The following is a 20126-nucleotide window of genomic DNA, read 5'->3' as shown; positions in this document are numbered from 1 at the left end:
CCATGAAGAAACGTCTGAACAGGATCGCCCCGTTGCTCGTGTTGCCGCTGTTGGTGCATGCGGCATGGGCCAGCGCCGAGTCATGTGACGAGACGCTGAGGAAGGTTGAAAAGCTCTACAACAACACCGTCGACAGTTGCGGGCAGGATCCCGCGTCGGACTGTTCGGGGCTGCTGGTTCGCGGCACGCACCGCGCCGATCCGGCCAAAGGGCAAAAGTGGGACGTGTGGAATCCCAGCCCGAAAGCCGTGGAGCTGGGTACGTTTGCTGCCTCGTTCATGCGGGCCGACGGCATCAGTTATGAAGACCCGGGCATGAGCACGCAGAACGGCTACCTGATTACGCCCCGGGATCTAGTGAAAGACCCCGAGACCCCGGTGCATGTCTATTGCGCGTTTCCCAACGATGCCTGGACCGACTTTCGCAACGACCGTGGCTGTGGCGACAACAAGAATACCGCCCCGACCGAGGCAGTCTGCCAGGCCATGAAGCCACCTATCACGAGTCCGAGTGCCTGGGTGGCGCACTTCACCCAATTCAACAACAACCGCCAGCAGGACCAGTTGCAGTGCGGCTTCAACATGCGCAATCCGATGAGCAGCAAGGAGCGGGTCGACGCCTTTCGCAATTTCATGGGCGCGCGCAAGGTCATCAACAGCCGCGAATTTCAGACCCAGACCGAGCTGCGCCTGGGCAACCCGAAAACCGATGAACTGCCGATTCTGGCGTTTTTCTACAGCGATCAGCGCGGCTTGAATGATGCCTTGGCCAATCAAAAGGATTACAAGGCCAAGACCGGCAAGGATCGCAACATCATCAAGATCGACTTCCCGAAAACCCCGGTCGCCAAGGCCACATTCTCGTGCATTCAGACTTCGACGCCGACCGCGCCGAAATTCTGCGACAAGTACATCGAGTCCAGCACCTGGGTACAACGTCCCGACCCGAAACTGGGGCCGAACACCTGGTCGCTCTCGGTAGTACCGACCGCGTGTGGTCGGGCGATCAAGGACGACCAGACCGACCGGATGTTTGCCGAGCTGTACAACAAGCACAAGGACGATCCGCAGTGGCGCGAATACAGTGTCAATGGCGGGTCATTGCGGCGGCAGATGGTTTGCCATCTGGCAGCTACCTACGAGGGCAAGCCTGTGAGGAACAAGCCTGAGTGGAACCTTGAGCCGGCACGGCCTTATGTCGATCAGGCGACAGCGGTGGCGCAGCACTGCAATCCGTACTGACGGCTTTTGATTGTGTGGGAGCGGGCTTGCTCGCGAATGCGATGGATCAGTCAGCACAAATGCTGAATGTAAAATCGCTTTCGCGAGCAAGCCCGCTCCCACAGGGGATCTGTGTTGGATTCAATCTATCTGCCAGGCACAAAAAAACGGCCCGAAGGCCGTTTTTCTGTTCAGTGAAAAGCCTCAACCGCCGAGGTACGCCTCGCGCACTTTCGGGTCGGTCAGCAGGGCTTCACCGGTGCCTTGCATCACCACGCGGCCGTTCTCCAGAACGTACGCACGGTCGGCGATTTTCAGCGCCTGGTTGGCGTTCTGTTCGACCAGGAACACCGTTACACCGTCCTTGCGCAGCTGTTCGATGATGTCGAAGATCTGCTGGATGATGATCGGTGCCAGGCCCAGCGACGGCTCGTCGAGCAGCAACAGTTTCGGCTTGCTCATCAGCGCACGGCCGATGGCAAGCATCTGCTGTTCGCCACCGGACATGGTGCCGCCGCGCTGGTTGAAGCGTTCTTTCAGGCGCGGGAACAGGCCGAGGACCTTGTCCATCTGCTCCTGATAGTCGCCCTTGTCGGTGAAGAAACCGCCCATCGACAGGTTTTCTTCAACGGTCAGACGGGCGAACACCCGACGACCTTCCGGCACTACGGCGATGCTCTTGCGCATGATCTGCGACGAGTCCTGGCCGACCAGTTCCTCACCCATGTAGCGGATGCTGCCGCTGTGCGCCTGCGGCGAACCGCAAAGCGTCATCAGCAGCGTGGACTTGCCGGCACCGTTGGCGCCGATCAGGGTCACGATCTCGCCCTGACGGACTTCGACGTTGACGCTGTGCAGGGCCTGGATCTTGCCGTAGAAGGTGGAAACGTTTTCGAACTGCAGCATTTACGCTTCCCCCAGGTAGGCTTTGATCACTTCAGGATTGTCGCGGATCTGATCCGGCGTGCCGTCAGCCAGAGGCGTGCCCTGGTTGATCACGACGATGTGGTCGGAAATGCTCATGACCAGTTTCATGTCGTGTTCGATCAACAGCACGGTCACGTTGTGCTCTTCACGCAGCACGCTGATCAGCGCCTTGAGGTCTTCGGTTTCCTTCGGGTTCAGGCCGGCGGCCGGTTCGTCGAGCATGAGGATCCGTGGGCGGGTCATCATGCAGCGGGCGATTTCCAGACGCCGTTGCTGACCGTAGGCCAGGGTCCCGGCGGTACGGTTGGCGAACTCTTTCAGGTTGACCTTTTCCAGCCAGTACTCGGCATATTCCATGGCCTCGCGCTCGCTCTTGCGGAACGCCGGGGTCTTGAACAGGCCGGCCAGGAAGTTGGTGTTCAGGTGACGGTGCTGGGCGATCAACAGGTTCTCGACCGCCGTCATGTCCTTGAACAAACGCACGTTCTGGAAGGTGCGCACCACGCCCTTGAGGGCGATCTTGTGCCCCGGCAGGCCCTGGATCGGCTCGCCGTCCAGCAGGATGCTGCCGCCCGATGGCTGGTAGAAACCGGTCAGGCAGTTGAACACGGTGGTCTTGCCCGCGCCGTTCGGCCCGATCAGTGCCACCACTTGTTTTTCCTTGACGGTCAGGGCCACGCCATTGACCGCCAGCAAGCCGCCGAAGCGCATGCTCAGGTTTTCGACTTTAAGGATCTCGCGGCTCATTTTCGCAACTCCATGTGTGGGCGTTGCATCGGCAGCAGACCTTGTGGACGCCAGATCATCATCAACACCATCAGCGCACCGAACATCAACATCCGGTATTCGCTGAACTCACGCATCATTTCCGGCAACAGGATCATCACCACGGCCGCGAGAATCACGCCCAGTTGCGAGCCCATGCCACCCAGCACGACGATGGCGAGGATGATCGCCGACTCGATGAAGGTGAACGACTCCGGTGTGACCAGACCCTGACGGGCAGCGAAGAAGCTCCCGGCGAAACCGGCGAAGCTTGCCCCCAGGGTGAACGCCGACAGCTTGATGATCGTCGGATTCAGGCCCAAGGCACGGCAGGCGATTTCGTCTTCACGCAGCGCTTCCCACGCACGGCCGATCGGCATGCGCAGCAAACGGTTGATGATGAACAGCGCCGCCAGTGCCAGCACCAGGGCCACCAGGTAGAGGAAGATCACCTTGTTGATCGAGTTGTATTCGAGACCGAAATATTCGTGGAAGGTTTGCATGCCTTCCGCCGCTTTACGTTCGAAGGTCAGACCGAAGAACGTCGGTTTCTCGATGTTGCTGATGCCGTTCGGACCGCCAGTGATATCGGTCAGGTTACGCAGGAACAGACGAATGATTTCGCCGAAACCCAGGGTCACGATCGCCAGATAGTCACCGCGCAGACGCAGCACCGGGAAGCCCAGCAGGAAGCCGAACGTCGCCGCCATCAGACCGGCAATCGGCAGGCAGATCCAGAAGCTCAGGCCGTAGTAGTGCGACAGCAGCGCGTAGCTGTAGGCGCCGACGGCGTAGAAACCGACGTAACCGAGGTCGAGCAGACCGGCCAGACCGACGACGATGTTCAGACCGAGGCCGAGCATCACGTAGATCAGGATCAGCGTCGCAATGTCCACCGCGCCACGGGAGCCGAAGAACGGCCACACCAGTGCACCGAGGATCAGCGCAATGATGATGTAGCGTTGGGTGGTCGGCAGGGTCAGGAAGTTGCTGGCCTTGGCCGGGATCAACGGCAGGCCCGGCGAGGATTTCCACGCCTTGCTGATCTGCTGGTTGAACAGCACGCGCAGGAACATCAGCACCGAGCACACGGCGATGGTCGCCAGAATGGCCGGGCTGGTGCCATGCACTTCGAGGTTGATGCCAACGATGGTCAGTTTCAGACCGAGTACCGGGTAGGCCACGGCCCACACCAGCAAGGCACTGAACAGTGCCTGTTTAAGATTCCTAGTCATACTTTCTCAACCTCCGGACGGCCCAGAATGCCGGTCGGACGGAACAACAGCACCAGAACCAACAAGCCGAAAGCCACGACGTCCTTGTACTGGTCGCCGAAGATATCGGCGCCAAAGGCTTCCGCCACCCCGAGCACCAGCCCGCCGAGCATCGCGCCGGGGATGCTGCCGATCCCGCCCAGTACCGCAGCGGTGAAGGCCTTGAGGCCGACGAGGAAACCGGCGTTCGGGTTGATCACGCCGTACTGCATGCTCAGCAGCACGGCAGCGACGGCTGCCAGCGCAGCACCGATGACGAAGGTCAGGGCGATGATGTTGTTGGTGTTGATGCCCAGCAGGTTGGCCATCTTGATGTCTTCGGCGCAGGCACGGCAGGCGCGACCCAGGCGAGAGCGGGAGATGAACAGCGTGAGGCCGAGCATGGCGACCAGAGTCACCACGAACACCACGATTTGCATGTAGGAAATCAGCACTTCATGTGCGCCACCTGGCCCGATGGAGATGTTGCCGGGGATCAGGTTGGGGATGGATTTGTCCTTGGAGTCTTGCGCGAGCAGAACCGTGTTCTGCAGGAAGATCGACATACCGATCGCGGAAATCAGCGGGATCAGACGGTTGCTGCCGCGCAGGGGGCGGTAGGCGATCCGTTCGATGCTGTAACCGTAGGAACTGGTGACGACGATGCTCGCGATGAACGCGGCGGTCATCAACAGCGGGACGTTGTCGATTCCCATCATGGCCAGCCCGGCAATGGCGATGAACGCCACGTAGGAGCCGATCATGTACACCTCGCCGTGGGCGAAGTTGATCATTCCAATGATGCCGTAAACCATCGTATAGCCGATGGCAATCAGGGCATACGTGCTGCCAATGGTCAGGCCATTAACCAGCTGTTGGAAGAAGTGATAGATGTCAGGCATTACAGCGCTCCTAAAAACCTGATACGCATTTCACTGGTGGAGTCATTTTCCCGCCCGGCCCCGTGGATCTTTATCCACTTCGAATCCGGGTTTTGCCAGCGAACCGCTGATGACGGTTTTGAGATTTTCAGGTGGGGAGACTGGCGGATCACGCCAGCGCGGCCCATACATTCGTAAAACAAAGCCCACGGCACGCCGTGGGCTTTATTGGCAGTCAGTCAGGGCGCGCCTTACTGAGGCGAAACTTCAGTTTTCGGTTTGCCGAAGTGCCACTCGTAAACCACAAATTTGAAGTCCTTCAGGTCGCCCTTGGCGTCGAAGCTCAGGTCGCCGGTAGGGGTCTTGAAGGAGCCTGCGTGAATGGCTGCGGCCACTTTGGCCGGGTCTTCGGATTTGGCTGCGGTGATACCGCCGGCAATCACTTCAACCGCCGAGTAGGAAGGGAACACGAACGGGCCGCTCGGGTCTTCTTTCTTCGCCTTGAAGGCATCAGCCAGGGCAACGTTGGCCGGATCCTGGTCGAAGGATTTCGGCAGGGTCACCAGCAGGCCTTCGGAGGCGTCTTTGGCGATCTGCGAAATGGAGTCGTTACCCACGCCTTCCGGACCCATGAACTTGGCTTTCAGGCCTTTTTCCTCGGACTGACGCAGGATCAGACCCAGTTCCGGGTGGTAGCCGCCGTAGTAGACGAAGTCGACGTTGGCTTGCTTGAGTTTGGCGATGATCGAGGAGAAGTCCTTGTCGCCGGCGTTGATGCCTTCGAATACCGCGACTTTCACGCCGTCTTTTTCCAGCGTCTGTTTAACGGCGGTGGCGATGCCTTCACCGTATTGCTGCTTGTCGTGCAGTACGGCGACGACTTTCGGTTTGACGTACTTGGCAATGTAGTTACCGGCGGCAGGGCCCTGGGCGCTGTCCAGACCGATGGTGCGGAAGATCATTTTGTAACCACGGGCAGTGATGTCCGGGCTGGTGGCAGCCGGGGTGATCATCACGATGCCTTCGTCTTCGTAGATGTCCGAAGCAGGCTGAGTGGAGCTGGAGCACAGGTGACCGACCACGAACTTGACGCCGTCGTTGACGACTTTGTTCGCGATCGCTACGGCTTGTTTCGGATCGCAGGCATCGTCGTATTCAACGGCTTCGAGTTTCTTGCCGTCGACGCCGCCCTTGGCGTTGATCTGCTCGATGGCCATTTTCGCGCCACTGAACTGCATGTCGCCGTATTGGGCTACAGGACCGGTCTTAGGGCCGGCGATACCGATCTTGATGGTGTCAGCGGCGAACGAATGGCTGGCAACCCCGGCCAGAACCATAGCGGCAAACAGTTTGGAAATCTGCTTAGTAGCCTTAGTCATAGTGCTCCACTCTTACTGTTGTAATTTTTTTGAGTTCTGGCGCCGTAGCAGCAGAACCGGGTCAGATATCTTTGCGATACCCTCCGGAAATGCCCCCGGCAACTGTACCGGTACAGTGTAGAGCGCCGGTTGTTGGCCTGGGAAGCTGGCGCCAGGGGGCAAAACTTGTGGGTGTCGCATTTTTGAATGAAAAAGACAGAATTGCGGCGGGGCTTTCCTGGGGCTTATGCCCCAAACAGCAGCATTCCTTGGCGTTCCTGCTCTTTTCGTTCGGTGAAGCCATTTGCAACCGGGTTTTTCTGCCGGACCACCGACGTTATCATTCGCGTCGATTTCTTTTCCGGACAGTCCCATGAATCAAGAACCTAGCACCCTCTATGCCAAGCTGCTTGGTGAAACCGCATCTATTACCTGGAAAGAGCTGGAGCCGTTCTTCGCCAAGGGTGCCCTATTGTGGGTCGACCCGGCCCTGGATTTGATCGCCGCCGCCGAGGCCGTGGCATCGGACGATGGCGAGAAAGTCGCCACCTGGCTGGCCGAAGACAAACTCGCCAAGCTGTCTGAAACGCGGGCGCTGGATATTTTCGAGCGTGATCCCGAGATGTGGGCAGTGGTGGTACGGCCATGGATTCTGGTCCAGGAAAGGGCGCAGGTCTGAGCGCTTGCACCTTGATGGTGCGCGCCTCATGCAGAGGAAAGTGTGTAGCCGAGTAGCGTGATGGCACGTTGCCGTAGAGAAAGGCCACAAGCGTGGGTGGCCTCACGGTGACGTAAACGTAACGGGAACAGTTTATTGAGCAGCCTGAGGGCTGCTTAATTGTTTCTGGATGTTGGAAGGGCTGCAATCTGCGGTGAATGTGCCGACCCCTTCGCGAGCAAGCTCGCTCCCACAGGGGAACGCATTTCAATTGTGGGAGCGAGCCTGCTCGCGATAGGGGCAACTCGGATCTGGATCAGACCGAGTAAGTCTTCCCGGTATGGTTATTCAAGGAAATAACCTTGGTCTTGCCGATCCGGTGACGGTAGATCTCGCGCAGGTACTTGATCGCTTTCTTCACGCAATCACGCGACAGGCGAATGTCGTTGATCGAGACGAACTTGTCCTTGTCGTTGATCAGCTCGCGGTACTTCTTCTCGTACATCGGTTTGATCGCGTACCAGTTGGTGTCGAGAATCTTCGCCGGGTTTTCGAACTCGTTAAGCAGATCGTCGATGCGGTCTTCGTCGAAGTCTTCATTGATGATGAAGTCGAGGATCGAGTTGTCCAGGGTTTCGTCGAAACGGTACGGGGTCTTGGCGAAGCAGCGCTTGATGAACGCCACGATCAGGGTCAGGAAGTCGTCCGACAGGCACGGGCTCTTGGCGATCAGGGTGGTCAGCGACAGGTTGGCCGAGGCGCCGATCACCAGTGCATAGCGCTTGAGCGTGGTGTTGGGGAACAGGCTGTTGAGGTGGGTCTTCAACCGGTTCAGGTCCATGTACGACAGTTTGTAGTCCTTCGGCAGCGAGACGATCGAGACCACCGACGAGCAGTTCTTGAAGAAGTGCAGGTCGTGCAGCGCGGCGGCGTCGTAGCCGGAATTCTTGTACTGCTCAAGCGAGGCGCGATAGCGCTTGGATTCGATCGGCAGCAGGCTGATGCCTTCAATCGCCTGGGTGACTTTGTTGAAGTGCGGCAGGTCGATCGAACGGAAGAACAGATCATCGATGTTCAGACGCTGCGGCTCTTTGTCGAACACCTTGAACTTGTCGCTGCTCGGCGGCGGAGTTTCCGGCACCACCGATTCGGCGTAGGCAATCGCCACCGGGCCGGCCAGACTCATGAACAGGTCGTTGGCGTCCAGGCGAATGGTTTCGCCGATGTCGATGCCGGCGCGACGGAAGTAGTTCTGGTCGTAGTCGGTGGTCACCGCCTGCGCCGTCAGAATGTTGAAGATCTGCTGCGAGATGTACTGGTTGGCATGCTTTTCCATCGCATTGACATCAATGTTCTGGATGTTGCCGTCATCGCTCTCTTCGGCGTAACGCATGATGTCGTTGGAGATCAGCATCATCGCGTTCCATGGGCGAATACGGCCCATGACGCTGGCTTCGCTGCTGTCTTCGTTGGCGAAGTTGTAGGAGAAATCCCATTCTTCCGACAGGTATTTGCACAGCAGGCGGCCGGCGTTGATGTGCAGCGCCTCGGACATTTCACTGCGGTGGTCGGAAATGTTCGGCAGCACGCAGATGCCGCTGGTGAAGATCGGCTCGAACACGAACGAATGCCCGCTCTTGCCGTCGTGCTCATCCATCGGCTTGGTGTCGAACGTCTTGTTCATGTACGAGTGCTGCTGGGCCAGGCCGAACTCCGAGGCCATGCCCGAACCGGTACCGCCGCCGGCACTGAAGATCGAGAAGTACAGGCGCGACTGGTTAGCCTTGATGCCGCAGCTGTCGATCAGGTACGAGTGGATCATTTTCCAGTCAGGGCTGGAGAAACGCTGGGTGTCCTTGTTGAGGATGATCTTTGCCAGATACTGGCCGAGGATCGGCGCGTTACCGGCGCCACCGGCGTGGACTTCGGACAAGTCCATGATCTTCATTTTGCTGTAGTCGCGCAGGAAGCCGCTTTTCTCGCCCTTGCGCGAGAAGCGGATGCGCCCGGCGATGTCCTTGTCGAGGTCACCGAGCATCACCAGCGGTTCGACGAGGAACACCGGTTTGCTCGACTTGTTCGGGCCGATCCGCAGGTTGTGCTTGATCCACTGGGCCGGGCTGTAGCCCTTGTCGGCCAGACGCCGATCCGCCGCACGGTCTTCGTTGTTGAATTCGTTGAGGTAGAACTTGCGCGCGTTGTACACCAGCTCCGCGACGTCGAGGGCGATGTTCGAGCCGCAGCGACCGAGGCCGATCAGGCACACCGAGGGGAATTCCTGGTCGTTGTGCTGCTCGTTGTCGCCTTCCAGGTGCGGCGGGCGCGGGAACACCAGGTCACGCAGACCGTCGAGGTTGTCGAGGATGCGGTCGGTGTTGGTTTCGGTGTAGTACAGGTATTGGTGAGTGCCCAGCGGGCGCGAAGGAGGCAATGGCTTCATCGGAGCCGGGCTGTTTGCCGCAGGGCTCAGGGTCAGATCGGATACCGCAGTGGCCGGATTGTTTTTAGAAGTCATTGTGCGCCATATACCTGGACAGGGTTGGCTCGGCGACCGATGTCATCGAGCCTCACGGAAAGAGGATCTCGCGTCTTTGACTGCGCGTATTTGGCCCGGGCGTCAGGGGCTTGGCCTGATCGTCGCGCGGGGGAATCCTTTCCTGATCGTTCATGAATCGGCCATTATTCAGTGATCTTTAATCGAAAAGAGGCGAAATGATGTCAACGCTACCTTCGTTGGGTTTTGCCGGAATCGGCCTGATGGGCTTGCCGATGTGCCGTCGTCTGCTGGCCGCGGGTTATCCGCTGACCGTGTGGAACCGCAACCCGGCCAAGTGCGCGCCACTGGTCGAGGCCGGCGCCCGGCAGGTGGCGAGCCCCGCAGAACTGTGCGAACACGCCGACGTGGTGATGCTCTGTCTGGCTGATACGGCGGTGGTGCGCGAGGTGGTGTTTGGCCCTGCCGGCGTCGCTGAAGGCGCGAAAAACGGCCAGTTGCTGGTGGACTTTTCCAGCCTCGAACCGACCGCTACCCGCGAAATGGCCGCCGAGTTGGCAGACCAAACCGGGATGGCCTGGCTCGACTCACCGGTGTCCGGCGGCGTGGTCGGCGCCGAGGCCGGCAGTCTGGCGATCATGGTCGGCGGTGCGGCGGCGGATCTGGATCGGGTGCGCCCGGTACTGCTCAGCCTCGGTCAGCGCGTCACGCACATGGGCGGCATCGGCGCCGGGCAAGTGACCAAGGCTTGCAATCAGATGATCGTTGCCTGCAATGCGCTGGTGATTGCTGAAGTGGTGGCGCTGGCCGAGCAGGCCGGGGTCGATGCGCGCCTGATCGCCGAAGCGCTGGCCGGTGGTTTTGCCGATTCCAAACCATTGCAGATCCTCGCCCCGCAAATGGCCGAGAGCCGTTTCGAACCGGTGAAATGGCACGTGCGCACGTTGCTCAAGGATCTCGACACCGCGGTGAAATTCTCCCGCGAACAAGGCTCGGCCACGCCGATCAGCGGATTGGCCGCACAACTGATGCGCCTGCATGGGGCGCAGGGTTTTTTGCAGAAGGATCCAGCGACACTGGTACAAATGTACCGCGCGCCAGACTCAGCGGATTGACCGCGTGGGCGTGTTTGCGCTGATTGATTTCCTCAAGTACCGGACGTAGTTCGTTCAGCGGCACCGGGCGACTGAGCAGGTAGCCCTGAATGAAATCGCAGCCTGAGCGCTCAAGAAACTCGTACTGCTCCAGGCTTTCCACGCCTTCGGTCACCACCTGCAAATGCAGGGTGTGGGCCATGACGATGATCGCCTGGACGATCTCCATGTCGGCGGTCGCCTTGGGGATGTCGAGGATGAACGAACGGTCGATCTTCAGCGTGTTGAGCGGCAGGCGCTTGAGGTAGGCCAATGATGAATAACCGGTGCCGAAGTCGTCGATCGACAGCGACACCCCGAGGGCGCGAATCTGCCGCAACAGCACCAGGGTATTGGCGATGTTGCCCATCAGCGCGTTTTCGGTGACTTCCAGTTCCAGTCGTTCCGGCGCGACGCCGGCGGTGCGCAGCGCACTTTCGATTTCATCGGCGAGTTCTTCCCGGGCAAGGTTCAGCGGCGAGCAGTTCCAGGCGATTTTCAGTTCGTCGCAGCCGTGGCGCGTCAGTTCGCCAAGGTCGGTGCAGGCCCGGCGCAGCACCCAGTTATCCAGCTCGGCGATCAGGCCGTTGGTTTCGGCAATCGCGATGAAACGATCCGGGGCCAGCAGGCCATGCACCGGGTGCTGCCAGCGAATCAGCGCTTCGAGCTTGGTCACCCGCCCGGTTTTCAGTTCGAAGATCGGCTGGTAGTAGAGCATCAGCCCGTTTTCTTCGCGCAGGGCGTGGCGCAGTTCTTCTTCCAGTTGCAGTTCAAGACTGGCGCGGGTCTTCATGTTGGAACTGAAAAAATGCAGGCCGTTTCGCCCGGCACCCTTGGATTGATACAGCGCCAGATCCGCGTGCTTGAGCAGTTCTTCGCAGGTGGTGCCGTCGTCGGGGAACAGGCTGATACCGATGCTGGTGGTCATCACCATGCGCCGTCCCGCCAGCTCGATCGGCTCCTTCATTTTCTGCATGATCCGCTGCGCCATGCCGCGCGCTTCCTCGCGGTCGTGCAGGCCGATCAGGATGCAGAACTCGTCGCCGCCGAAGCGCGCGACCACATCCTCATGACTGCGCACCGAACCTTTGATGTGATTGGCGATGACTTTGAGCAGGGCGTCACCGGCGTCATGGCCGAGGCTGTCGTTGATCCGCTTGAAGTGGTCGATGTCGAGAAACATCACCGCGAGCATGCCGCCTTCGCTGGTTTTCTGGCTGAGTTTCTCGGCGAAGATCTGGTTGAATCCACGGCGATTGATCAGGTTGGTCAGGGCGTCGTAATTGGCCACTTGCTGCAGTGACATCCGCGCCTGATCGAGCTGCCCGAGCAGGGCGTTGACCCGGCGCAGGTCGTGCTCCTTGTTCTGCAGTTTCTTGTCGGCCAGAGCCGCACTGATCGCGCTGCCGAGAATCAGCAGGATGATCAGCGCGACTGTCAGTCCCAGTTGCAGATGGCTGGGGTCGGCGGCCATCGTCGGTGCTGTACCTTCGGGCAACACCAGGTGCAGCGCGGCCATGCCAGTGAAGTGCATGCTGATGATGCCGGCGCCGAGAATCACCGCAGCGGTGTATTTGAGTAATTGATGAAAACGCCCAGTGCCTTCACGCAGATAACCGGCGACCCACAGTGCGGCGAAGCTGGCGCCGATGGCAATCACGATCGACAGGCAGAACAACAGTGGCTGGTAGTAGGCGGTGGCCACCGAATGCATCGCCGCCATGCCGACGTAATGCATGCCGGCGATGCCCAGACCGATGACGATGGCGGTTTTCAGGTAGTGCATCAGGCTCGGCTGTGGATCACTCAAGGTGTGCATCGCCAGCCACGAGGCGAGCAGGGCGATCAGCAGGGAAAACAGAGTGATCGCCAGATCGTAGTGGACTTCGATCGGCGCCTGGAACGCCAGCATGGCGATGAAGTGCATGGCCCAGATGCCGCCGGCCAGGCAAGAAGCGCCGATCCAGCGCCACACCCGTTGCGAGCCGGGGTCTTCGGCGTGACCGACGCGTTCGGCCATGTCGAGGGTGGCAAAACTCGCGGCGCAGGCGACCAGATAGGCCACCAGCACCAGCAAGGGATTGTGTGTGCAATCGAGAATGACCTGCCCGCTCTCCGGCAGCTCGGTAACAAACTGCAAACCAAGCCACTCCATAGCATGCCCCGTCTCTGAAGTCGTCCCTACTGCGTCTTCAACGCAGGCGAATGACTGGAGTATAGAGGCGGTTTTTGCCATGCAAGCGATAGTGGCACATTGGCGCCAACGATTTCGGCATGAGCTTTATAGCGATTGGCGCTAAATCTCAGGCGCTTTGCTCGTAAGGGATCTGATTCCAGTCAGGTTCAAGCGGCGGCAAGCCGAAGCGGGCGCGCGCCTTGTCGCAATCGACATTCTGTTCGCCGTTTTCCCAGGAAGCATCGAATTCGCGGCAGGGGCTGGAACGCTGTTCGTAAATCGAGCACTGCACTTGGCTGCCCACCTCGCCGACCAACGCCGTGCAACGCGGCGATTTGCAGTCGGTGCCGTTCATCGCCACCCGACTGGGGCTGATCTGCGTGACCAGTTCATCGGGTACTGTGCCGCCGGAGGAGGCGCATTCACCCCAGAAAAAAGACACGCGAAAATGGGAACAGCAGGCACCGCAATTCAGACACGGACTGACTTCGGACATGGGGAGGGCATCAAAGGGGTTGATCGGCGAATCCGGACGGATCCGGCGGCTATTCTAGGCTTCGCCTTGGACTTGGGAAGGGGGGCGCGAAAGTATTTTTTTGTAGCCGGATTTTGCCGCAAAACCCCCGGTTTATGGGGGATTGCTGACTTATCAAGGGCTTACGTTTCTTTACAGTGCCATGCCTCGTTATCAGCTTGACGAATGATCACAGACAGCCCCGGCCCGCCTGTCTAGATTGCAGGTTCCGGGCTCGGATGCGTCGGCAGTGAAGCCCTATAACAATAAAGAGACGGACCCATGCAGAACTCGACCCAAGCGGCGAATGCCTGGCGCATTCTGTTCCTGTTGTTCCTTGCCAACCTGTTCAATTTCTTCGACCGCACCATTCCGGCGATCATCATCGAGCCGATCCGCATGGAATGGCACCTCAGCGACTTTCAACTGGGGATCGTCGGCACCGCGTTCACCCTGGTTTATGCCATTGCCGGCCTGCCGTTGGGGCGCATGGCCGATACCGGTTCGCGCAGCAAACTGATGGGCTGGGGCCTGGCGACCTGGAGCGCGCTGACCGCAGTCAATGGTCTGGTCGGCAGTTTCTGGAGTTTTCTGCTGGTGCGCATGGGCATCGGTATCGGCGAGGCCAGTTATGCGCCCGCCGCCAATTCGTTGATCGGCGACCTGTTCCCGGCTCACCGTCGGGCGCGGGCCATGGGCATTTTCATGCTGGGCCTGCCGCTGGGCCTGCTGCTGGCGTTCTTCACCATCGGCGCGATGGTCAAGGCGTTCGACAGCTGGCGCGCACCGTTCTTTATCGCGGCGGTGCCGGGGCTGATCCTCGCGGTGTTCATGTTCTTCATCAAGGAACCCAAACGCGGTGCGGCAGAAACCGTGCAGGTGTCCCAGGAGAGAGTCGACAAACCGATTCGCCGGGTGCTCGCGGTGCCGACGTTCCTCTGGCTGGTGCTGGCCGGGTTGTGTTTCAACTTCGCCACCTATGCCTGCAACTCGTTCATGGTGCCGATGCTGCAGCGCTATTTCCTGATGCCTCTGCACGATGCGGCGGTGGCGACCGGGGTGATTGTCGGCATCACCGGGTTGATCGGCCTGACCCTGGGTGGCTGGATCGCCGACAAGATTCATCAGCGTGTTGCCAACGGACGCCTACTGTTTGCCGGGTTCAGCCTGATCGTCTCAACGGTGTGTACGGTGTGGGCGCTGTATGTCGGGCGTGTCGAGATCGGAGTGTTCGTCGCGCTGTTCAGCGTCGGCTGGCTGTTTGCCTACAACTTCTATACCTGCGTGTACACGGCGATTCAGGACGTGGTCGAGCCGCGCCTGCGGGCCACGGCCATGGCGTTGTTCTTCGCCGGGTTGTATTTGCTGGGCGGTGGTCTGGGGCCGGTGGTGGTCGGTGGTTTGTCGGATCACTTCGCCCAGTCGGCGATGATTTCGGCGGGGGCTGAGCAGATGACCGAAGCGTTCAAGGCCGTCGGGCTGCATGACGCGATGTATCTGATTCCGGTGGCGCTGTTTTTCACCATGGTGTTTCTGTTTCTGGCGGCGCGGTGTTTTGTGCGGGATGCGCAACGGATGAAGGAGGGGTTGGTGGCAGTGAGTGAACCTGATGGTGCGGTGGCGACTGCATGATCGCCTTCGCGAGCAAGCCCGCTCCCACAGGAATCGAGTTCACACCGCAGATCTAATGTGGGAGCGGGCTTGCTCGCGAAGAGGCAATCAACAGCGCAGCATGAATATCAGACAAACAAAAAGGCCCGCATCACTGCGGGCCTTCTTGTTTTCAGCACTGAAGCAGGGCGGTTTAACCCGCTACCAACACCCGGATCGCTTCCAGACGCAGCGCCGCTTTATCCAGCATCGCCAGACCCAGTTCACGTTGCTTGCGCAACGCATCCAGTTCGCTGTCGCGCACGGTCGGGTTGACCGCTTGCAACGCGGTCAGGCGCGCCAGTTCTTCTTCGGTATCGGCCGCCAGACGACGACGGGCCTCGGCCACGCGCTCGGCGTGACGCGGGGCAATCTTGTCTTCACCGGCGTTGATCCGTGGCGTCAGCTGATCGCGCTGGGCCTGGATGAACTTGTTGGCGCTGGCACGTGGCACGCTTTCCAGTTGATCGTTGAGGGTTTCGAACGAGACCCGCGGCGACAGATCGTTGCCGTTGGCGTCGAGCAGGCAGCGCAGGGCGGCCGGCGGCAGGTAGCGGCCCAGTTGCAGCGAGCGCGGTGCAACCACTTCGCTGACGTAGAGCAGTTCCAGCAGTACAGTGCCCGGTTTCAGCGCCTTGTTCTTGATCAGCGCGACGGCGGTGTTGCCCATCGAACCGGACAGCACCAGATCCATGCCGCCCTGCACCATCGGGTGTTCCCAGGTGATGAACTGCATGTCTTCGCGCGACAGCGCCTGGTTGCGGTCGTAGGTGATGGTCACGCCTTCGTCGTCGCCCAGCGGGAAGCTGGCGTCGAGCATTTTCTCGCTCGGCTTGAGGATCAGGGCGTTTTCCGAGTGGTCTTCGCTGTCGATGCCGAACGCGTCGAACAGGGTTTCCATGTAGATCGGCAGGGCGAACTGGTCGTCCTGCTCAAGGATCGCCTCGACCAGCGCGTCACCTTCGCCAGCACCGCCGGAGTTGAGCTCCAGCAGACGATCGCGACCGGTGTGCAGCTCTTGTTCCAGACGCTCGCGCTCGGCGCGGGCTTCGTCGATCAGCGCTTGCCACTCGCCGTCATCGGCTTCTTCAAGCAGCGGCAGCAGGCGCGGGCCGAACTGATGCTGCAAGGCGTTGCCGGTCGGGCAGGTGTTGAGGAACGCGTTCAGCGCTTCGTGGTACCACTGGAACAGGCGCTCTTGCGGACTGGTTTCCAGGTACGGCACGTGCAATTCGATGATGTGCTTCTGACCGATCCGGTCGAGACGACCGATACGCTGCTCGAGCAGGTCCGGGTGCGACGGCAGATCGAACAGCACCAAGTGGTGCGCGAACTGGAAGTTGCGACCTTCACTGCCGATTTCCGAGCAGATCAGCACCTGTGCGCCAAACTCTTCGTCGGCGAAGTAGGCGGCGGCGCGGTCACGCTCGAGGATGTTCATGCCCTCGTGGAACACCGTGGCCGGGATGCCGGAGCGCACGCGCAGCGCGTCTTCCAGGTCCATCGCGGTTTCGGCGTGGGCGCAGATCACCAGCACTTTGGTGCGCTTGAGCATTTTCAGCTGATCGATCAGCCACTCGACGCGCGGGTCGAATTTCCACCAGCGCTCTTCTTCGCTGGCGTCAGGCTGAGCCTGGAAGCTGACTTCCGGGTACAGCTCGGCGTGATCGCCCAGCGGCAGTTCGAGGTATTCGTCCGGGCATGGCAGCGGGTACGGGTGCAATTTGCGCTCCGGGAAACCCTGCACGGCGGCGCGGGTGTTACGGAACAGCACGCGGCCAGTGCCGTGGCGGTCGAGCAGTTCACGCACCAGACGCGCGCTGGCTTCGCTGTCGCCATCGTTGACCGCAGTCAGCAGGGCTTCGCCTTCGTTGCCGAGGAAACCGTGGATGGTCTTGTGTGCTGCAGGCGACAGGCGCCCTTTGTCGAGCAGTTCCTGAACGGCTTCGGCCACCGGGCGATAGTTCTCGCTCTCGGCGCGGAACGCGGCCAGGTCATGGAAACGGTTCGGGTCGAGCAGGCGCAGACGGGCGAAGTGGCTGTCCTGACCGAGCTGTTCCGGGGTTGCGGTGAGCAGCAGCACGCCGGGAATCACTTCAGCCAGTTGTTCGACCAGCGAATACTCGGGGCTGGCCTTGTCTTCGTGCCACACCAGGTGGTGGGCTTCGTCGACCACCATCAGATCCCAGCCGGCGGCGAACAAGGCGTCCTGCGCCTTCTCGTCTTCGACCAGCCACTCCAGGGCAACCAATGCCAGCTGGGTGTCTTCGAACGGGTTGGTGGCATCGCTTTCGATGAAGCGTTCTTCGTCGAACAGCGCGACCTGCAGGTTGAAGCGGCGGCGCATTTCCACCAGCCACTGGTGCTGCAGGTTTTCCGGAACCAGGATCAGCACGCGATTGGCGCGGCCCGAGAGCAGCTGGCGATGGATCACCAGACCGGCTTCGATGGTTTTCCCCAGACCCACTTCGTCCGCCAGCAGAACCCGCGGCGCAATACGGTCGGCGACTTCACGGGCGATGTGCAGCTGGTGCGCGATTGGCTGCGCACGCACGCCGCCCAGGCCCCAGAGCGAGGACTGCAACTGGCGGCTGGTGTGTTCCAGGGTGTTGTAGCGCAGGGAGAACCACGACAGCGGGTCGATCTGCCCGGCGAACAGACGGTCGCTGGCCAGACGGAACTGAATGAAGTTCGACAGCTGGGTTTCCGGCAGGGTAACGGCTTCGTTCTGCCCGTTGAGACCGTGATAGACCATCAGCCCGTCGACGTCGTCGACTTCGCGCACGGTCATCTTCCAGCCTTCGAAGTGAGTAATGGTGTCACCCGGCGAGAACCGCACGCGGGTGAGGGGCGCATTCCGTAGCGCGTACTGGCGGGTTTCGCCAGTGGCCGGGTAAAGCACGGTCAACAAGCGGCCGTCCTGTGCCAGAACGGTGCCTAAACCAAGCTCTGCTTCGCTGTCACTGATCCAGCGTTGCCCCGGTTGATACTGCTGCGCCATGCTGCCTGACTCCCACCTTGAAAAAGCGGGCTATCTTAACGGAATGCAGGCTTCAGGGCCAAAGATTACTGGGTAGGAGCTGCCGCAGGCGGCGATCCTTTGATCTTTGGAAACACTTGAGATTTGTGGTGTCCGATTAAAAGATCGCAGCCTGCGGCAGCTCCTGCAGGTGCCAAGTGCGTCACAGATTTGCGACGGATGGCTCAAGGCGCCTTTGCCGCAGCCGATAGCTTGCTGACAGGAGACCCTATATATGCTGCCACCGATGCTCCCCCTGAGCGCTGTGCCGATCACTTCCCAGCAGGATCCGATTCGCCAGCGGCCGGACATTCCTCCGGTGGTGCCGGTGCAGGAAAGCTCCAACGAAAGCACGATCGATCTGCAAAAGCGCGATCCGGAAGAGGATCGACTGCTGGCGCGCGAAGAACAGCGTCGCCAGCAGGAGCGTGATCGTCGCCGTCGCGAAGCCGACGAAGACCCCGAAGAGCATCTGGCCGTGCCGGGCACCGAGCTGAATGCTGACAACACGGTGCCGGTGGTGCCGCTGATGGAAGATCAGCCGCGTCAGGGCTTGTGGGTCGATATCGAGATCTGAGTACGAAGGGTTACACGAATTGTTGTCGGGTGCTGTTGTCAGGCTGCATGATTGGCGCAGCCCTGCCGCTGATGCGGCAGTTGTGTTTTCTTCAAGTGATGCGCTGAACGCCATGAGCCAAGATGAAAAACTGATCGACCTCGGGACTGAACGCGCCAAGCGTGTGCATGATCTCAACGAAAAGCGGCTTAACGAAGTGCGCAAAGCCTTCGAGCAGGCCATGCCGTTGGGAAAAACCCAGAAAAAGCCGAAAAAGAAACCGAAAAAGCGTTGATCTTCCTCTGCATCCTTTGATGCAGGTCAGTTATTTTCCCGCCTTTATCCTCTGTGTTGACCGGACTTGATCCTGGTCAATTTCTGCGCCTGCGCGATTGGTTAACTTAGCTCCATCGCAGCAAAGCAGGGGCCAGGAGGCCACAGTCATGTTTTTCGATAACGTGGTGTTTGCCGGGGTTCTGACCGTAGGTCTCATGGTTCTGTTTTTTGCAGGGTTTGGATTTTTTATCTGGAAAGATGCGAATAAGCGCAAGAAGTAGTCTTTCTGGGTTTGATGAGCACGCAAGGCATTTTGGGCGACTTCGGTTGCCCTTTTTTTTTGTGTTCTTGGCGGCCTTTGGGCCGACCATGTTCTTGGGGTTTTGGGGGTATATCCGTTTCTGCGGGGGTTGCTGATTAGGGTTCCGCCCTTACGGCGGGTCACTTTTTCCAGACGCCGAAAAAGTAACCAAAAAGGCTTTACCCTGACGTACGGCCCTCGCCTAGGCTCGGGTTCCTTCGCTCCGGGATTCATCCGGGGAGCAGCGCCTACGGTTTGCTTCGCTGCACCTCCTCTCGCTGTGTTTGGCTGCGCCAAACGGTCGCTGCGCTCCCACCCCCGGATCAATCCCTCCACTCAGCCTGCCGACGGGCCCTCAGATCAAAAGCGGTACTCGAGCTAACGCTCATCGTGTTGAGTGGGGCGGCTTCGCCGCAGGGGCAGCACGCAATCTGAACTGTAGGAGCCAGCCTGCTGGCGATGGCGGCCTGACAGCCGACCAATTTCTTACTGATATACCCGACCCCACTGTGGGAGCGGGCTTGCTCGCGAAGGCGGCCTGACAGCCGACCAATCTCTTACTGATTTACCCGGCCCTACTGTGGGAGCGGGCTTGCTCGCGATGGCGGCCTGCCAGCCGAACAATCTCTTACTGATGTACCCGGCCCCACTGTGGGGCGGGCTTGCTCGCGAAGGCGGCCTGACAGCCGACCAATCTCTTACTGATATACCCGGCCCTACTGTGGGAGCGGGCTTGCTCGCGAAGGCGGCCTGACAGCCGACCAATCTCTTACTGATATGCCCGGCCCCACTGTGGGAGCGGGCTTGCTCGCGAAGGCGGCCTGTCAGCCGACCAATCTCTTACTGATATACCCGGCCCTACTGTGGGAGCGGGCTTGCTCGCGAAGGCGGCCTGACAGCCGATCAATCTCTTACTGAATACACCCAATCCCATGTAGGAGCTGG

Annotated in this window: 16 protein-coding genes; 7 read left to right on the top strand and 9 right to left on the bottom strand. The window is 60.0% G+C overall.

Translation table 11 applies throughout. The features are described from left to right. The first annotated feature begins 2 nt into the window (after nucleotides 1-2). Nucleotides 3-1241 carry a DUF2599 domain-containing protein gene (locus M0814_RS28130; protein ID WP_103485737.1) on the top strand — a complete coding sequence of 413 codons (1239 nt, stop codon included), beginning with the start codon at nucleotides 3-5 and terminating at the stop codon, nucleotides 1239-1241. Between the two features lie 183 nt (nucleotides 1242-1424). On the opposite strand, the gene M0814_RS28125 is transcribed toward M0814_RS28130, so the two are convergent. From M0814_RS28125 to M0814_RS28105, 5 genes are all read right to left on the bottom strand, one after another. Continuing rightward, nucleotides 1425-2126 (bottom strand): ABC transporter ATP-binding protein, encoded by a 702-nt coding sequence (locus M0814_RS28125; protein ID WP_003222380.1) that lies wholly within the window; start codon nucleotides 2124-2126, stop codon nucleotides 1425-1427. After that, nucleotides 2127-2894, bottom strand: coding sequence for a high-affinity branched-chain amino acid ABC transporter ATP-binding protein LivG (gene livG, locus M0814_RS28120; protein ID WP_003222381.1), 768 nt, complete (start codon nucleotides 2892-2894; stop codon nucleotides 2127-2129). Then, the gene (locus M0814_RS28115) at nucleotides 2891-4147 is read right to left on the bottom strand and encodes a high-affinity branched-chain amino acid ABC transporter permease LivM (RefSeq protein WP_003222382.1); all 1257 of its coding nucleotides are present in this window, start codon (nucleotides 4145-4147) and stop codon (nucleotides 2891-2893) included. The genes livG and M0814_RS28115 overlap by 4 nt, the downstream gene beginning before the upstream one ends. Continuing rightward, nucleotides 4144-5067, bottom strand: a complete 924-nt coding sequence (gene livH / locus M0814_RS28110; RefSeq protein WP_003222384.1) for a high-affinity branched-chain amino acid ABC transporter permease LivH — start codon at nucleotides 5065-5067, stop codon at nucleotides 4144-4146. Before livH ends, M0814_RS28115 begins: the two co-directional genes overlap by 4 nt. A gap of 230 nt (nucleotides 5068-5297) precedes the next feature. Next, a complete protein-coding gene (locus M0814_RS28105) occupies nucleotides 5298-6425 on the bottom strand; it encodes a branched-chain amino acid ABC transporter substrate-binding protein (RefSeq protein ID WP_003222386.1) in 1128 nt (375 codons plus the stop codon). A gap of 352 nt (nucleotides 6426-6777) precedes the next feature. Here M0814_RS28105 and M0814_RS28100 point away from each other — a divergent pair, with 352 nt between their 5' ends. Then, a complete protein-coding gene (locus tag M0814_RS28100) occupies nucleotides 6778-7083 on the top strand; it encodes a DUF2288 domain-containing protein (RefSeq protein WP_103485738.1) in 306 nt (101 codons plus the stop codon). A gap of 295 nt (nucleotides 7084-7378) precedes the next feature. Here M0814_RS28100 and M0814_RS28095 read toward each other — a convergent pair whose 3' ends face one another. Further along, nucleotides 7379-9577, bottom strand: coding sequence for a hypothetical protein (locus M0814_RS28095; protein ID WP_103485739.1), 2199 nt, complete (start codon nucleotides 9575-9577; stop codon nucleotides 7379-7381). Between the two features lie 197 nt (nucleotides 9578-9774). On the opposite strand from M0814_RS28095, the gene M0814_RS28090 reads away from it, so the two are divergent. After that, nucleotides 9775-10671 (top strand): NAD(P)-dependent oxidoreductase, encoded by an 897-nt coding sequence (locus tag M0814_RS28090; protein WP_177434735.1) that lies wholly within the window; start codon nucleotides 9775-9777, stop codon nucleotides 10669-10671. Here the strand turns inward: M0814_RS28090 and M0814_RS28085 are convergent. Then, nucleotides 10562-12844, bottom strand: a complete 2283-nt coding sequence (locus M0814_RS28085; protein ID WP_103485740.1) for a bifunctional diguanylate cyclase/phosphodiesterase — start codon at nucleotides 12842-12844, stop codon at nucleotides 10562-10564. The genes M0814_RS28090 and M0814_RS28085 overlap by 110 nt on opposite strands. Before the next feature lie 148 nt (nucleotides 12845-12992). Beyond that, nucleotides 12993-13361, bottom strand: coding sequence for a YkgJ family cysteine cluster protein (locus tag M0814_RS28080; RefSeq protein ID WP_103485741.1), 369 nt, complete (start codon nucleotides 13359-13361; stop codon nucleotides 12993-12995). Between the two features lie 300 nt (nucleotides 13362-13661). On the opposite strand from M0814_RS28080, the gene M0814_RS28075 reads away from it, so the two are divergent. Next, nucleotides 13662-15011: an MFS transporter gene (locus M0814_RS28075; protein WP_103485742.1), complete on the top strand. Its 1350-nt coding sequence runs from the start codon at nucleotides 13662-13664 to the stop codon at nucleotides 15009-15011. Between the two features lie 172 nt (nucleotides 15012-15183). Here M0814_RS28075 and rapA read toward each other — a convergent pair whose 3' ends face one another. Beyond that, nucleotides 15184-18030 carry an RNA polymerase-associated protein RapA gene (gene rapA / locus M0814_RS28070; protein WP_003222393.1) on the bottom strand — a complete coding sequence of 949 codons (2847 nt, stop codon included), beginning with the start codon at nucleotides 18028-18030 and terminating at the stop codon, nucleotides 15184-15186. A 253-nt stretch (nucleotides 18031-18283) separates the two neighbouring features. Between rapA and M0814_RS28065 the strand changes: the two genes are divergently transcribed. The 3 genes from M0814_RS28065 (at nucleotide 18284) to ccoM (ending at nucleotide 19161) form a co-directional block, all read left to right on the top strand. Beyond that, the gene (locus M0814_RS28065) at nucleotides 18284-18625 is read left to right on the top strand and encodes a hypothetical protein (RefSeq protein ID WP_003222394.1); all 342 of its coding nucleotides are present in this window, start codon (nucleotides 18284-18286) and stop codon (nucleotides 18623-18625) included. A 19-nt stretch (nucleotides 18626-18644) separates the two neighbouring features. Further along, nucleotides 18645-18899 (top strand): hypothetical protein, encoded by a 255-nt coding sequence (locus M0814_RS28060; RefSeq protein WP_146774706.1) that lies wholly within the window; start codon nucleotides 18645-18647, stop codon nucleotides 18897-18899. Nucleotides 18900-19047: 148 nt separating this feature from the next. Then, nucleotides 19048-19161, top strand: a complete 114-nt coding sequence (gene ccoM, locus M0814_RS29125; RefSeq protein WP_003222396.1) for a cytochrome c oxidase subunit CcoM — start codon at nucleotides 19048-19050, stop codon at nucleotides 19159-19161. Nucleotides 19162-20126 lie beyond the last annotated feature (965 nt).

It is taken from the genome of Pseudomonas sp. MWU12-2020, assembly GCF_023100605.1.
Taxonomy (GTDB): domain Bacteria; phylum Pseudomonadota; class Gammaproteobacteria; order Pseudomonadales; family Pseudomonadaceae; genus Aquipseudomonas; species Aquipseudomonas fluorescens_H.
The sequence above is the reverse complement of the archived record's forward strand: the minus strand, read 5'-3'. Positions and strand labels throughout refer to the sequence as shown.

Coding starts and splice junctions, on each gene's coding strand:
- M0814_RS28130 (WP_103485737.1), top strand. CDS start 3: ATGAAGAAACGTCTGAACAGGATCGCCCCGTTGCTCGTGTTGCCGCTG.
- M0814_RS28125 (WP_003222380.1), bottom strand. CDS start 2,126: ATGCTGCAGTTCGAAAACGTTTCCACCTTCTACGGCAAGATCCAGGCC.
- livG (WP_003222381.1), bottom strand. CDS start 2,894: ATGAGCCGCGAGATCCTTAAAGTCGAAAACCTGAGCATGCGCTTCGGC.
- M0814_RS28115 (WP_003222382.1), bottom strand. CDS start 4,147: ATGACTAGGAATCTTAAACAGGCACTGTTCAGTGCCTTGCTGGTGTGG.
- livH (WP_003222384.1), bottom strand. CDS start 5,067: ATGCCTGACATCTATCACTTCTTCCAACAGCTGGTTAATGGCCTGACC.
- M0814_RS28105 (WP_003222386.1), bottom strand. CDS start 6,425: ATGACTAAGGCTACTAAGCAGATTTCCAAACTGTTTGCCGCTATGGTT.
- M0814_RS28100 (WP_103485738.1), top strand. CDS start 6,778: ATGAATCAAGAACCTAGCACCCTCTATGCCAAGCTGCTTGGTGAAACC.
- M0814_RS28095 (WP_103485739.1), bottom strand. CDS start 9,577: ATGACTTCTAAAAACAATCCGGCCACTGCGGTATCCGATCTGACCCTG.
- M0814_RS28090 (WP_177434735.1), top strand. CDS start 9,775: ATGATGTCAACGCTACCTTCGTTGGGTTTTGCCGGAATCGGCCTGATG.
- M0814_RS28085 (WP_103485740.1), bottom strand. CDS start 12,844: ATGGAGTGGCTTGGTTTGCAGTTTGTTACCGAGCTGCCGGAGAGCGGG.
- M0814_RS28080 (WP_103485741.1), bottom strand. CDS start 13,361: ATGTCCGAAGTCAGTCCGTGTCTGAATTGCGGTGCCTGCTGTTCCCAT.
- M0814_RS28075 (WP_103485742.1), top strand. CDS start 13,662: ATGCAGAACTCGACCCAAGCGGCGAATGCCTGGCGCATTCTGTTCCTG.
- rapA (WP_003222393.1), bottom strand. CDS start 18,030: ATGGCGCAGCAGTATCAACCGGGGCAACGCTGGATCAGTGACAGCGAA.
- M0814_RS28065 (WP_003222394.1), top strand. CDS start 18,284: ATGCTGCCACCGATGCTCCCCCTGAGCGCTGTGCCGATCACTTCCCAG.
- ccoM (WP_003222396.1), top strand. CDS start 19,048: ATGTTTTTCGATAACGTGGTGTTTGCCGGGGTTCTGACCGTAGGTCTC.